Genomic DNA, 13294 nt, shown 5'->3' with positions numbered 1-13294 from the left:
GTGCTGATCACCGCGGCGCTGTTCGGACTCGCGCCCGCGCTGCTGCTGCTCGGGCTCGCGGTGATCGAGCGGGTGCGTTCGGTGCAGCCTGTCACGTCACCGGGGGCGCGGTTCGGCCCGGCCGATGGTGCGACGGTGCTGCACGACGCGCTGCTGCTGAACGCGGATCGGAAGGCCGTCGCTGCGGCCCTGATCGATCTGGCCGTGCAGCGCAAGGTGCGGCTGCTGGTCGAGGCCGAGTCGGCGTCGGCCGGCCGATCGCGCACGCGGGCACCCATCGGCATGGAGATCGTCGACGGAGCGACCTTCACGCCCGAGGAGCTCGGCGTGCTCGAGGCGCTGTTCGGGCCGGATCACACGCCGGGACGGGTGCGACGGTTCAGCTCCGACGCCCGTGCGCTGCACCGCCGCGTGCGCCGCGTTCTCGACGAGGCCGAGAAGCGGCTCGGTTCCGCCGGTCTCATCGACCGGAGTCGACGTGGGTGGGCGACGTTCCTGATCCGTGTCGCCGCGGTGCTCGTGATCGGCGTCTGCCTTCTGCTGCTCCTCGCCGCCTGGGCGGTGAGCGAACCGGGTGGCGCGCTGTACGCGGTGCTGCTCGCCGGCCTGGTCGGCGCGATCGCGGCGATCGTGATCGCCCCGAGGCCCTGGCGTCGGTTCCGCCCGGCGGCGCAGCCGCTGCGCGCGCACCTCGCCGGGATGCGCGAGTACATCGCGCTCGCCGAGGCGGAGCCGCTGCGGTTCGCGCAGTCGGCCGACGGCGCGGACCTGCGCTCCGACGTCTCGCCGGAGGCGACGGCGGCACGACTGCAGAGGTTTCTGCTGAACGAGCGACTGCTGCCGTATGCGGTGCTCTTCGGGCTGGAACGATCGTGGACGGCGGTGCTGCAGACGGAGTCGCAGGCGCTGTGGGTCACCGAGGGCATCGAGGAGGCCATGGAGGTGGCGGGAGCCGTCATCGAGGCGATCGAGCTGGTGGGTGGCGTGGTGCAGCTGGTGAATGCGGTCGGCGAGCTGGTCGACGCCACGGGCGGGGTCGTCGAGGTGGTCGGCGGCGTCTTCGAGGTCGTGTCATCGTGACCCCGCGCCGCTGTGCATCGGTCCCGGCGGCGCGTCGGGGTTCGCTGGCTCGATCGTCGGCTCGCGTCTGCCTGAACGTCCGTGGCACGCCGTAGGCTGTTCTGGTGACCACAGCCCTCTACCGCCGCTACCGCCCCGAGTCGTTCGGCGAGATGATCGGGCAGTCCCAGGTGACCGAACCGTTGATGACGGCGCTCCGGGGCGACCGTGTCGGCCATGCCTACCTCTTCTCCGGACCCCGCGGTTGCGGAAAGACGACGTCTGCGCGCATCCTTGCGCGCTGCCTCAACTGCGCCGAGGGGCCGACCGACGTGCCCTGCGGAAAGTGCCCGAGCTGCGTCGAGCTGTCGCGGGCGGGTGGCGGCTCGCTCGACGTCGTCGAGATCGACGCGGCCAGCCACAACGGCGTCGACGACGCGCGTGATCTGCGGGAGCGCGCGACGTTCGCCCCCAGTCGCGACCGCTACAAGATCTTCATCCTCGACGAGGCGCACATGGTGACGCCGCAGGGGTTCAACGCCCTCCTCAAGCTGGTCGAAGAGCCTCCCGAGCACGTCAAGTTCATCTTCGCGACGACCGAGCCCGAGAAGGTGCTCGGCACGATCCGCTCGCGCACGCACCACTACCCGTTCCGGCTGGTGCCTCCGGCTGCGATGCTCGAGTACGTCGAGAAGCTGTGCGGCGAAGAGGGCGTGGTCGCCGAGCGCGGGGTTCTTCCGCTGGTGGTGCGCGCCGGAGGCGGCTCGCCGCGAGACACCCTGTCTCTTCTCGACCAGCTGATCGCCGGCTCCGACTCGCCCGCGGGTTCCGAGACGGTGACCGTCGCCTACGAGCGTGCGGTGGCTCTCCTCGGCTACACGCATGCTGCGCTGCTCGACGAGATCGTCGATGCGCTCGCCGACGCCGACGCCGCTGCGGCGTTCCCCGCCATCGATCGCGTGGTGCAGACGGGCCAGGACCCGCGTCGCTTCGTCGACGATCTGCTCGAGCGTCTCCGCGACCTCATCGTGATCGCGGCTGTCGGGGCCGAAGCCTCCTCCGTGCTTCGCGGAATCGCCGACGACGAGCTCGCGCGCATGCGCACGCAGGCCGAGTCCTTCGGCTCGGCGCGACTCTCACGCACGGCCGACATCGTCAGCGCCGCCCTCGACGACATGTCGGGCGCCACCTCTCCTCGACTGCACCTCGAGCTGATGGTCGCTCGTGTGCTCGCCGCGGGAGCGGATGCCGCCGCGCCCGCCGCGCCCGCCGCGCCCGCCGCGCCAGCCGCCGCCTCCTCGACGGCGCGCGCAACGGCCGCCGCACCGGCTGCTCCCCAGGCTGCCGCCGCCCCTCAGGCCGCATCCGATCGCCCGGCAACCGCGAGCGCGCCGGCGGACGCCGGGTCTGCTGAGGCCGGTTCGGACACCGCGCGGTCCGGCGTCGAGTCCGGGGGGTCCGACGCCGCCGAACGACCGTCCGTCGATGCCACGCCGACGGCCCCACCGATCGCCGACGCCGACGCCGCCGCCGTGCCCTCCGGCCCTGTCGGATTCGAGCAGATCACCGCTGCCTGGCCGGCCGTGCTCAAGCGACTCGAGAGCGTCAGCCGCACGTCGTGGCTGCTGGCCACCGCCGTGCAGCCGCTCGCATACGTGACCGAGACCGAGGTGCTGACCCTGGGCTTCACCAGCCAGCACGACGTGGCGAAGTTCAAGGGCACGACACCGGGTTCGGGCCCGTCCGATCATCTTCGCGGCGCCATCGAGCAGGAGCTCGGCGTGCGCGTGAAGTACCTCCCGGCCCCGATGCCGGCGGGGGGTGCTCCTCGTCAGCCCGCGACGGCCTCGTCAGGACGCCCGACCGACGACGCGCCCGCATCGGAGCCTGCGTCAGCGGATCCACCGCGCGCTCAGTCCTCCGGATCGCAGACGACGCACGGCGAGACACCGCGCGCGGAGACCCCGCGCACGAAGACCGCGGCCGCTCGGTCGTCGGCTCCTCAGACCGTCGGCGCCTCGGCTCCGGTGACCGAGTGGGCGGTTGCGGCGATCCCGGCATCCGATCTCGCTGCGCCCGCTGCGGTGGCGGCTCCGCAGGCGACCCCTGACATCGCTGCGCCTGCGGGCACCGCCGCCGCGCCGACAACTCAGGCGCAGGCGGCTCCGAGCGGCGCCTCTGCCGACGTGCGAGACGACTCGCCTCCTCCGATCGACGACGAGCCGCCGTACTTCGACGACGAGCCGCCCTACGATCCGTCATATGAGCCGGCGCCGCAGGCGGCTCCGCCCGCGGCGGGCGGGCGGTCGACTTCTCCGTCCGCGCGGCCGACGACCGCGCCGGCAGCCCCGGCGCGCAGAACGGCTTCGGCCGTAGCAGCCCCGGCCATCACCGAGCGCGCCCCCGCCGGGGGAGTCCAGCGCTACGGCGAGGCCGTGATCCGCCAGGTGCTCGGCGCGACGTTCGTTCGCGAAGAGCCCTACGAGCCCCCGACGAGGTTCTCCTGATGTATGACGGCATCGTCCAAGAACTGATCGACGAGTTCGGTCGCCTCCCCGGAATCGGCCCCAAGTCCGCGCAGCGCATCGCCTTCCACATCCTGCAGACGCCGACGTTCGACGTCGCGCGTCTCTCCGAGCTGCTCGTCGAGGTGCGGGTCCGAGTGCGCTTCTGCGAGATCTGCGGCAACGTGGCCGAGCAGGAGCGCTGTGCGATCTGCCGCGATCCCCGGCGCAATCCGGCCGTCATCTGCGTGGTCGAAGACGCCAAGGACGTCGCCGCGATCGAACGCACCCGTGAGTTCCGCGGCCTGTACCACGTGCTCGGCGGCGCGATCAGCCCCATCGCCGGCATCGGCCCCGATGACCTGCGCATCGCCCAGCTGATGGCCCGTCTCGGCGACGCCACCGTGCAGGAGGTCATCCTCGCCACGAACCCCAACCTCGAGGGCGAGGCGACGGCGAGCTATCTCAGCCGTCTGCTCACCACGATGCAGATCACCGTGTCCCGCCTCGCCTCCGGCCTCCCGGTCGGCGGCGACCTCGAATACGCCGACGAGGTCACTCTCGGGCGCGCATTCGAGGGTCGGCGCGTGCTGTGAACGCCCAGGGCGGCTTCTCGCGACGCGGCTGGCTGCTCTTCGGAGCCATGGCGCTGCTGTGGGGCGTGCCCTACCTGTTCATCAGCATCGCCGTCGAGTCCCTGTCGCCGCCCGCCATCGTCGCGGGGCGCACCCTCATCGCGGCACTGCTCCTGCTCCCGTTCGCGCTGCGCGGCGGTGCGCTGAAGGCGGCGTGGAGGCACTGGCCGTGGGTGCTCGCTTTCGGCCTCGTCGAGATGGCCGGTCCGTTCGTGCTGCTCGGCCACGCCGAGATGACGCTGCCTTCCGGCATGACCGGTCTGCTCGTCGCCACGGTGCCGCTGTTCGCCGCCCTCATCGCGTTGGGTGGGGGAGACCGCGGTGTGCTGCGCCCGGCGCGCGCGATCGGTCTTCTGGTGGGGTTCGTCGGCGTGGCCATCGTCGTCGCGGGGCCCGGCCTCTTCGGCGGCGAGGTGAGTCTGCTCGCGGCGGGCGAGGTGCTGCTGGTCGCGATCCTCTATGCGATCGCGCCCTTCATCGTCGCGCGAAAGCTCGGCGACGTCCCCTCCCTCGGCACGATCACCCTGTCGCTGCTCATGATCGGCGTGATCTACCTGCCCATCGGTCTGCTCACCCAGCATCGGGTGCCGACCTTCCCCTCCATCCTCGCTCTCCTGGCCCTGGCCGTCATCTGCACCGCCGTCGCCTTCCTGGCCTTCTTCGCACTCATCCGCGAGGTCGGACCCGTCCGAGCGCCGCTGTTCACGTATGTCAACCCGGTCGTCGCGATCATCCTCGGCGCGATCGTGCTCGCCGAGCCCCTGACGCCGGGACTGCTGATGGGATTCCCGCTGATCATCGTGGGCTGCTGGTTCGCGGCCACCGGCGGACGCCTGCGCCCTCCGACCACGGCCGGATCCGCTCCCGCCGTCGCTCCTCTGCCTCCGGCGCCCTGACCGCGCGCGCCGTCACATGCGAAGACGCGCATATGCGCCGATCGTAGAATGGGGTGGGCGAATCCGCCCGACATCCCAGGGAGTGAACGTGGCCCTCATCGTGCAGAAGTACGGCGGCTCCTCAGTCGCCGACGCAGAGAGCATCAAGCGCGTCGCCAAGCGCATCGTCGACACGCGTCGCGCAGGGCATGACGTCGTCGTGGCCGTGAGCGCGATGGGCGACACGACCGACGAGCTGCTCGACCTCGCGAACGAGGTGGCGCCGATCCCGGCTCCCCGCGAACTCGACATGCTGCTCTCCAGCGGTGAGCGCATCTCGATGGCTCTGCTCGCGATGGCGATCCACTCGATGGGCTTTGAAGCACGGTCGTTCACCGGCAGCCAGGCCGGAATGATCACGGACTCGCAGCACGGCGCCGCTCGCATCGTCGACGTCACGCCGGTGCGCCTTCGGGAGGCCCTCGACGAGGGCGCGATCGTCATCGTCGCCGGGTTCCAGGGGTTCAACCGTGACACCCGCGACATCACCACGCTCGGTCGAGGCGGCTCCGACACGACCGCCGTCGCCCTGGCCGCAGCGCTCGATGCGGACGTCTGCGAGATCTACAGCGACGTCGACGGCATCTTCACGGCCGACCCCCGCGTCATCCCGAAGGCGCAGAAGCTCGACCACATCGGCAGCGAGGAGATGCTCGAGCTCGCCGCCAACGGCGCGAAGGTGCTCTACATCCGCGCTGTCGAGTACGCACGCCGTCACGGCGTCCTGATCCACGCCCGTTCGACGTTCTCGTCGTCCGAGGGCACGTACGTTCTGGGCGAGGGCATGAAGAACCCTCGCGAAGCCGAGGGAGCAGCAGCCATGGAAGAACCGATCGTCGCCGGTGTCGCCACCGATTTCGGCCAGGCCAAGATCACCGTCGCCGGGGTTCCGGACGTGCCGGGCAAGGCGGCGGAGATCTTCAAGATCGTCGCGAAGTCCGGCGCGAACGTCGACATGATCGTGCAGAACGTGTCGGCCACGGGCCGCACCGACATCTCGTTCACCGTCCCCAAGGCCGACGCAGCCGCCGCGCTCAAGGCGCTCGCGGGTGAGCAGATCGAGGTCGGCTTCCAGAACCTCGTGCACGACGACCAGATCGGCAAGCTGTCGGTCGTGGGCGCGGGCATGCGGACGCACTCGGGCGTCTCGGCGACGCTGTTCGAGGCCCTGTCGGCCGGCGGGATCAACATCGAGATGATCTCCACGTCCGAGATCCGCATCTCGGTCGTGCTCCGCGACACCGACCTGGCTGAGGCCGCCCGCACGGTGCACACCGCCTACGGACTCGACGGCGACGCCGAGGCCACTGTGCACGCCGGCACCGGCCGCTGAGCCGCGTGCCCGACGGTCCTCGATCGCCGGGCGGCACGGTAGACTCACCGAAACCCTGACATCGGCGCCAGGCGCGGCATTCGCACCCCGACGTCGCGCCCGAAGCCTCGACTGCTGCACTGCACGACGCCAAGGAACATCATGACCCGCATCTCCGACTCAGGACTCTCCGTCGCCATCGTCGGCGCCACCGGCCAGGTGGGCACCGTGATGCGCGAGATTCTCGCCGAGCGGTCCTTCCCGATTCGCGAGCTGCGTCTGTTCTCGTCGTCGCGCTCTGCGGGCACGGCCATCGAGTTCGGCGGTGCGACGGTCATCGTCGAAGACGTCGAGACGGCGGATGCCGCGGGCATCGACATCGCGCTCTTCTCGGCCGGTGCGACCGCGAGTCGTGCGTATGCGCCCCGCTTCGCCGACGCCGGGGCCGTCGTCGTCGACAACTCCAGCGCCTGGCGCAACGACCCCGAGGTCCCTCTCGTGGTCAGCGAGGTCAACCCGCACGCGATCGACGACCGCCCCCGCGGCATCATCGCGAACCCCAACTGCACGACCATGGCCGCCATGCCGGTGCTGAAGGCGCTGCACGCCGAGGCCGGCCTCGAGCGCCTGATCGTCTCGACGTACCAGGCCGTGTCCGGCTCGGGTCTCGCCGGTGCGCAGGAGCTCCTCGGCCAGGTCGAGGGCGTGCTCGCCCAGGGCGACACACTGCGTCTCGTGCACGACGGCTCGTCGGTCGACTTCCCGGAGCCCGAGAAGTACGTCGCCCCGATCGCCTTCGACGTGATCCCGTTCGCGGGCAACCTCGTCGACGACGGCCAGAACGAGACCGACGAGGAGAAGAAGCTCCGCAACGAGAGCCGCAAGATCCTCGAGCTCCCCGACCTCCGCGTCGCCGGCACCTGCGTGCGGGTTCCCGTCTTCACCGGCCACTCGCTCTCGATCAACGTCGAGTTCGCGCGCGACATCACGCCGCAGCGCGCCGCCGAGGTGCTCTCCGCCGCTCCCGGTGTCGTTCTCGACGAGGTGCCCACGCCGCTGCAGGCCGCGGGCAAGGACCCGAGCTTCGTCGGGCGCATCCGCGCTGATCAGTCCGCTCCCGAGAACAGGGGCCTCGTGCTGTTCATCAGCAACGACAACCTCCGCAAGGGGGCGGCGCTGAACGCCGTGCAGATCGCCGAGATCCTCGCCGAGCGCCTGGTGTCCATAGCCTGACCGCATCGCCGCCATGCGGATCCCGTCTCGCGAGCCGGGTCCGCGTGGTCAGTCGTGCCGTGACCGCGAACTAGACTGTCGTGGTGACCGAAACCGTCGATGTCGTCTTGATCGGTGGTGGCATCATGAGCGCCACCCTGGGTACCCTTCTGCACGAGCTGCAGCCGGATTGGAAGATCGTCGCGTTCGAGCGACTCTCCGATGTGGCTCAGGAGTCGTCGAACCCCTGGAACAACGCGGGCACGGGCCACGCGGCGCTCTGCGAGCTGAACTACATGCCCCAGCAGAAGGGCGCGCCGCTCGACCCGGCCAAGGCCGTCTCGATCAACGAGCAGTTCCAGCAGAGTCGTCAGTTCTGGTCGTCTCTGGTCGAGCGCGGCGTGCTCGATGCTCCGTCGACCTTCATCAACGCGACCCCGCACATGACCTTCGTGCGGGGCGAGAAGGACGTCGCCTACCTCAAGGACCGCTACGAGGTCCTGAAGAAGCAGCCGCTGTTCGAGGGCATCGAGTACAGCGAGGACTCCCGTGTCATCAACAAGTGGGCGCCGCTGCTCATGCAGCAGCGACGCAAGGGCGAGCCGTTCGCGGCCACCCGGGTGCCCGCCGGAACCGACGTCGACTTCGGAGCGCTGACGCACCAGCTCTTCGACCACCTCACCGAGTCGGGCGTGACGCTGCGCACCAACCACGAGGTCAAGAGCCTGAAGAAGCAGAAGGACGGCACCTGGCTCATCAACTACCGCACGACCATCGGGCGCACGCCGAACCAGATCAAGGCGCGCTTCGTCTTCGTCGGTGCCGGCGGCTGGGCGCTCAAGCTGCTGCAGCGCTCGGGCATCCCCGAGATCAAGGGCTACGGCGTCTTCCCGATCGGTGGACAGTTCCTCAAGACCTCGAACCCGAAGATCGTCGCGCAGCATAAGGCGAAGGTCTATTCGCAGGCCTCGGTGGGCGCTCCGCCCATGTCGGTGCCGCACCTCGACACGCGCGTGGTCGACGGCGAAGCCTCGCTGATGTTCGGTCCGTTCGCGACCTTCAGCCCGAAGTTCCTCAAGAACGGTTCGATGCTCGACATCGTGTCGCAGGTGCGCACGCACAACCTGTGGCCGATGCTGCGCGTGGCGTTCGCCAATCCTGACCTCATCACCTACCTGGTGGGGGAGCTGCTGAAGAACCACGCCAAGAAGGTCGACAGCCTGCGCACGTTCATGCCCACTGCGAAGGATGACGACTGGACCCTCATCGACGCCGGTCAGCGCGCCCAGGTGATGAAGAAGGATGCCAAGAAGGGCGGCATCCTGCAGTTCGGCACCGAGGTCGTCTCGGCGGCCGACGGGTCGATCGCGGGCCTCCTCGGCGCCTCGCCCGGAGCCTCCACGGCCGTGCCGATCATGCTCGACCTCCTCAAGAAGTGCTTCCCCGACGAATACCCGGGTTGGGAGTCCGAACTCCGCGAGCTCATTCCGACGTTCGGTCAGCAGCTGAACACGCATCCCGAGCTGGCGGCGACGTCCACGGCGGCGACGGCGGCCACGCTCGGCATCAACGAGTAACCGGCCTGTGGCGAAGCTCTACTTCCGCTACGGGGCGATGAACTCGGGCAAGTCCACTTCGCTGCTCCAGGCCGCGTACAACTACGAGGAGCGCGGACAGCACGTGCTGCTCGCGAAGCCCGAGATCGACACCAAGGGCGCGTCCGAGATCGCGAGCCGCCTCGGTGTCACGCGGCAGGTCGACTATCTCATCGCGCCGGATGCCGACGTCCGCGAGCTCTTCGACGAGCATCGCGAGCGCGTGCGCCGCGCCGTCGCCGATGAACCGGTGCGCGGGGGATCGGTCGATGTCGCCTGCCTCCTGATCGATGAGGCGCAGTTCCTCACGGCTGAGCAGGTCGACGACCTCTTCCGCATCGCGATAGAAGACGGCATCCCGGTCATCGCCTACGGCATCCGCAACGACTTCCTCACCCACGCCTTCCCGGGATCGGCCCGTCTGCTGGCCATCGCGCACTCCCTCGAAGAGCTGAAGACCATCTGCCGCTGCGGGCGCAAGGCCGTGTTCAACGGTCGCGTGATCGGCGGCCGGTTCGTCTTCGACGGAGACCAGGTCGCGATCGACGAGGGCGCTGACGGATCGGCGGCGCCCGAGATCACGACGTACGAATCGCTGTGCGGCGCGTGCTACCTCGACGAATCCGGCGGGCGTCTGGGCTGAAGCCCTCCGCGGCATCCGCCCTCGGGCGGTGTCTCGGCGTCTCCGATTGCGTGGTCTGACCACACGCGCTACTGTGGTCAGACCACAGCGACGCGTCGACGATCGACGCGGGCGCACACGACGAGGAGAGCGGATGCCCGAGCAGCCGGCCCGCGCCTGGAGGCTCGTGCTCGAACATGTCGAGCGCGACCTGCTCGACGGACGTCTCGGCCCCGGCGACCGACTCGCCTCGGAGCGCGAGCTCGCCGCAGACCTCGGTGTGGGGCGCTCGAGCGTCCGGGAGGCGCTGCGCGTGCTCGAGGTCATGGGGCTCATTCGCACCTCGACCGGCTCGGGGCCCCAGTCGGGCGCGATCGTGATCGCGACCCCCTCCGGCGGCATGTCGACGCTCCTGCGCCTCCAGGTGGCCGCGCGGGGCTTCCCCCTCGCGGACGTGGTGCACACCCGTCTGCTGCTCGAAGACGCGGTCGTCGCGGCTCTCGCGAGCCAGCCTGCGCCCGACTTGGCCACGGCCCACAGCGTTCTCGACGCGATGGATGCGGACGCCCTGACGCCCGACGAGTTCCTCGCCCTCGATGCGCAGCTGCACCTCGCCCTCGCGGAGTCGAGTGGCAACACCGTCGTCGCCGCCATCATGGCCGGCCTGCGCACATCCATCGAGTCGTACGTGCAGCAGGGCGCCTCGGCGATCGCCGACTGGGATGCCATGGCCGACGTCCTGCGCGCCGAACACCGCGCCATCGTCGAGGCCATCGCCGCGGGAGACGCGGGCGCGGCCCAGTCCCTCGTGCGCGCGCACATCACCGGCTACTACACCGCGGCGGGCCTCACCCGCAGCATCCGACCCACCGATTGAGAGGACGACCATGGTCCAGCGCCAGGTTCCCAACCCCGCCGAGCTTCTCGACCTGATGAAGTTCAAGAAGCCCGAGTTCAACGGAAAGAAGCGCCGTCTCGACTCGGCGCTCACGATCGACGATCTGCGCACGATCGCGAAGAGGCGCACCCCGAAGGCGGCATTCGACTACACAGACGGTGCGGCCGAGGGTGAGCTGTCGCTCTCGCGGGCGCGCCAGGCGTTCCAGGACGTCGAGTTCCACCCGGGCATCCTCCGGCCGGCCCCTGACGTCGACACCTCGATGGACATCCTCGGCGGCCCCTCGGCGCTGCCGTTCGGCATCGCGCCGACGGGCTTCACGCGTCTCATGCAGACCGAGGGCGAGGTGGCCGGCGCTGGAGCCGCTGCCGCAGCCGGCATCCCGTTCACCCTGTCGACTCTGGGAACGACGTCGATCGAAGGCGTGAAGGCCGCCAATCCGCACGGACGCAACTGGTTCCAGCTCTACGTCATGCGCGATCGCGAGATCTCCTACGAGCTCACTCGCCGTGCCGCGGCCGCGGGCTTCGACACTCTGCAGTTCACGGTCGACACCCCGGTCGCGGGCGCGCGGCTGCGCGACAAGCGCAATGGCTTCAGCATCCCCCCGCAGCTCACACTGGGCACGATCATCAACGCGATTCCCCGTCCGTGGTGGTGGTACGACTTCCTCACGACCCCGAAGCTCGAGTTCGCCTCGCTGAGCACCACCGGCGGCACGGTCGGGGAGCTGCTCGACGCGGCGATGGACCCGACGATCAGCTACGACGACCTCGCCGTGATCCGGGACATCTGGCCGGGCAAGATCGTGATCAAGGGCGTGCAGAACGTCGAGGACTCCCTGCGGCTTCGGGATGCCGGTGTCGACGGCATCGTGCTCTCCAACCACGGCGGGCGTCAGCTCGATCGCGCTCCGATTCCGTTCCATCTTCTGCCGGAGGTCCGTGCGGCCGTGGGCGACGACTTCACGGTCATGGTCGACACGGGGATCATGAACGGCGCCGACATCGTCGCCGCGGTGGCGCTCGGTGCGGACTTCACCCTCATCGGCCGCGCCTACCTCTACGGGCTGATGGCGGGTGGGCGTGCCGGGGTCGACCGCACGATCCAGATCCTGCGCACCGAGATCGAGCGCACCATGCGCCTCCTTGGCGTCGCCTCGCTCGCCGAGCTCGAGCCCGCTCACGTCACGCAGCTCACACGCCTCGTACCGGTCGCGCGCTCTGCGTCAGGGGCGCTGGTTCGCTGACCCGCGCCGAGGGAGGGAGGGCGCCTCAGAGAGACGCGAGAAGCTCGTCGAGCTTGTCTGCGGTGTCTTCCCACCCCTCGACCGCGACCGAGGGCACCCCGATCGCGAGCACGGGGTAGTCGTTGCCGCCTTCGTCGAGCCGGTCGCCGAAGAAGAGCATCGAGCCGAGCGGGATGCTCGTGTGCTCGGCCAGCTGCTTCATGCCGAACGCCTTGTCGATGCCGGCCAGCGTGATGTCGATCGAGGTCGACCCGCCCGACCGCACTTCGAGCTCAGGAAGTCGGGCGGCCACCGCATCGCGCAGAGCCTCCCGTTTCGCACCGGACGGGTCCCAGTCGTGCTTCGCATCGCGAGGAGCCTTCTGGCCGAGTGCAGAGAAGGTGATCTGAGAGCCGCGGTCCTCGAGGATCTCGCCCCAGGGGTCAGACTCCCACAGCCCCAGACGCTCCGCCTCTTCGCGCAATGCGGTGAGGGCGCCGCTTTTCTGCTCGTCGGTGAGATCGTGCGCGTACAGCGGCGAGAAGTCCGCACCGTCGTGCCGCAGATAGCGGGTGCCGCAGGTCGGCAGCAGATGCAGCCGTGCTGCGGCCCCGTCGTCGATGGCTCCGAGCCGGGCGATGACCTGCGCGCGGAACTGCGCCTCGTTGCCACCCGAGATGATCGCGACATCGACCTTGTTCAGCAGCGCCAGCAACAGCGTCGCGATGCGCGGGTCGATGGGCTCTTTCGACGGGGCCAGTGTGTCGTCGAGATCGAAGGCGACGAGTGCAGGTGCGGTCATGATGCTTCCAGAGTAGAGGGGCGATGCTGAGAGCGCCTCGGGGCGAAGAGCAGGGTGCCGATGATCGCGAGGGCGACGCCGATCACTGCGCCGCTCGAGTTCGCGATGACATCGGACACGGTGGCCGTGCGATTCGGCAGGGCGAGACGCTGGGCGACTTCGATCATGAGAGACAGGGCAGGGCCGAGTGCGATCGCCAACGGCCAGAGACGGCGTGGAACGAGGATGAACGCGAGGATGCCGATGGGGACGAACACCAGCACGTTCGCGATGATCTCGAGGCGCGTGAAATCGAGAGACTCCCAGCCCAGGCGGTGCGACGTGGACAGCACGAGATCGAGCAGGTTCGGCATCACCTGCTCGATGCGCTGCGGCGTGAGAGTCAGCAGTGCGAGGCCGCCGAAGAACGGAATCGCGAGGGCGACGGCGATGCCGCGGGTGTGCCGGCGCGGGGGAGGGAGCAATCGACTCATGCGACGCCCTTCACCTCGG

General features: G+C 69.6%; 12 protein-coding genes. 10 read left to right on the top strand and 2 right to left on the bottom strand.

Annotated features, from left to right (window positions below; translation table 11 throughout):
* The 10 genes from AB0N61_RS01725 to AB0N61_RS01680 all read left to right on the top strand — a co-directional run bounded on the left by AB0N61_RS01725 (position 1) and on the right by AB0N61_RS01680 (position 12021).
* Positions 1-1080 (top strand): hypothetical protein, encoded by a 1080-nt coding sequence (locus AB0N61_RS01725; protein WP_363361278.1) that lies wholly within the window; start codon positions 1-3, stop codon positions 1078-1080.
* A gap of 104 nt (positions 1081-1184) precedes the next feature.
* A complete protein-coding gene (locus tag AB0N61_RS01720; protein WP_363361277.1) occupies positions 1185-3566 on the top strand; it encodes a DNA polymerase III subunit gamma and tau in 2382 nt (793 codons plus the stop codon).
* Complete coding sequence (recR, locus tag AB0N61_RS01715) at positions 3566-4159, top strand: recombination mediator RecR (RefSeq protein WP_167947976.1); 594 nt, start codon at positions 3566-3568, stop codon at positions 4157-4159. Before AB0N61_RS01720 ends, recR begins: the two co-directional genes overlap by 1 nt.
* Entirely contained in the window at positions 4156-5094 is a 939-nt protein-coding gene (locus AB0N61_RS01710) for an EamA family transporter (protein WP_363361275.1), read from the top strand. Before recR ends, AB0N61_RS01710 begins: the two co-directional genes overlap by 4 nt.
* Before the next feature lie 88 nt (positions 5095-5182).
* The gene (locus AB0N61_RS01705; RefSeq protein ID WP_167948085.1) at positions 5183-6466 is read left to right on the top strand and encodes an aspartate kinase; all 1284 of its coding nucleotides are present in this window, start codon (positions 5183-5185) and stop codon (positions 6464-6466) included.
* 141 nt (positions 6467-6607) lie between these two features.
* Positions 6608-7678, top strand: a complete 1071-nt coding sequence (locus AB0N61_RS01700; protein WP_363361272.1) for an aspartate-semialdehyde dehydrogenase — start codon at positions 6608-6610, stop codon at positions 7676-7678.
* 83 nt (positions 7679-7761) lie between these two features.
* A complete protein-coding gene (locus AB0N61_RS01695) occupies positions 7762-9234 on the top strand; it encodes a malate:quinone oxidoreductase (protein WP_363361271.1) in 1473 nt (490 codons plus the stop codon).
* Between the two features lie 7 nt (positions 9235-9241).
* Complete coding sequence (locus AB0N61_RS01690) at positions 9242-9895, top strand: thymidine kinase (RefSeq protein WP_363361270.1); 654 nt, start codon at positions 9242-9244, stop codon at positions 9893-9895.
* A 133-nt stretch (positions 9896-10028) separates the two neighbouring features.
* Entirely contained in the window at positions 10029-10751 is a 723-nt protein-coding gene (locus tag AB0N61_RS01685; RefSeq protein WP_363361269.1) for an FCD domain-containing protein, read from the top strand.
* A gap of 10 nt (positions 10752-10761) precedes the next feature.
* Positions 10762-12021: an alpha-hydroxy acid oxidase gene (locus tag AB0N61_RS01680; protein ID WP_363361268.1), complete on the top strand. Its 1260-nt coding sequence runs from the start codon at positions 10762-10764 to the stop codon at positions 12019-12021.
* Between the two features lie 25 nt (positions 12022-12046).
* On the opposite strand, the gene AB0N61_RS01675 is transcribed toward AB0N61_RS01680, so the two are convergent.
* Together AB0N61_RS01675 and AB0N61_RS01670 are read right to left on the bottom strand one after the other, a co-directional pair.
* Complete coding sequence (locus AB0N61_RS01675; protein ID WP_363361266.1) at positions 12047-12802, bottom strand: HAD-IIB family hydrolase; 756 nt, start codon at positions 12800-12802, stop codon at positions 12047-12049.
* On the bottom strand, positions 12799-13275 hold the full coding sequence (locus AB0N61_RS01670; RefSeq protein WP_167947969.1) for a VanZ family protein: 477 nt from the start codon (positions 13273-13275) through the stop codon (positions 12799-12801). The genes AB0N61_RS01675 and AB0N61_RS01670 overlap by 4 nt, the downstream gene beginning before the upstream one ends.
* Positions 13276-13294: the final 19 nt, after the last annotated feature.

It is taken from the genome of Microbacterium sp. NPDC089320 (assembly GCF_040684875.1).
GTDB lineage: Bacteria > Actinomycetota > Actinomycetes > Actinomycetales > Microbacteriaceae > Microbacterium.
This window is presented reverse-complemented; position numbering and strand designations above follow the sequence as displayed.

What these genes read in the sequence shown, in the direction of transcription:
- recR (WP_167947976.1), top strand. Translation starts at nt 3,566, where the DNA reads ATGTATGACGGCATCGTCCAAGAACTGATCGACGAGTTCGGTCGCCTC.
- AB0N61_RS01700 (WP_363361272.1), top strand. Translation starts at nt 6,608, where the DNA reads ATGACCCGCATCTCCGACTCAGGACTCTCCGTCGCCATCGTCGGCGCC.
- AB0N61_RS01685 (WP_363361269.1), top strand. Translation starts at nt 10,029, where the DNA reads ATGCCCGAGCAGCCGGCCCGCGCCTGGAGGCTCGTGCTCGAACATGTC.
- AB0N61_RS01680 (WP_363361268.1), top strand. Translation starts at nt 10,762, where the DNA reads ATGGTCCAGCGCCAGGTTCCCAACCCCGCCGAGCTTCTCGACCTGATG.
- AB0N61_RS01675 (WP_363361266.1), bottom strand. Translation starts at nt 12,802, where the DNA reads ATGACCGCACCTGCACTCGTCGCCTTCGATCTCGACGACACACTGGCC.
- AB0N61_RS01670 (WP_167947969.1), bottom strand. Translation starts at nt 13,275, where the DNA reads ATGAGTCGATTGCTCCCTCCCCCGCGCCGGCACACCCGCGGCATCGCC.